The organism is Pseudomonas sp. SIMBA_068 (assembly GCF_046534705.1).
In the GTDB taxonomy this organism is placed as follows: Bacteria; Pseudomonadota; Gammaproteobacteria; order Pseudomonadales; family Pseudomonadaceae; genus Aquipseudomonas; species Aquipseudomonas putida.
In genome coordinates, this window is record NZ_JAWRYI010001005.1 from 1 (window position 1) to 255 (window position 255).

1 pseudogene is annotated in these 255 nt (G+C 54.5%); it reads left to right on the top strand.

The window, feature by feature from the left end:
- Positions 1 to 222, top strand: a pseudogene (locus tag SB756_RS32455) (hypothetical protein); the annotation flags it as partial.
- Between the last annotated feature and the right edge of the window lie 33 nt (positions 223 to 255).

Consider the following 255-nt stretch of genomic DNA (forward strand, 5'->3'; position numbering starts at 1 on the left):
CTCAAAGTGGATGGCGTGGGCAGTGACACTGTGGACCTCAAGGATCGCACCAACCCCTACGCCGAAGTCAGCCTGCTGATGAACCAAAATGGCAATCTGCCGGTGATGGCGGGCTTGTACTACACCCGTACCGAATACAAGCTCGACGAAGACTCCTTTACCGCCGACAACACCAAGCTCAAGCGTGATGAGTACGGCTTCAAGGTGGGTATCGCGTTTTAAGGCTGCGATTGAGCCAGACACGTCGACTTGAAT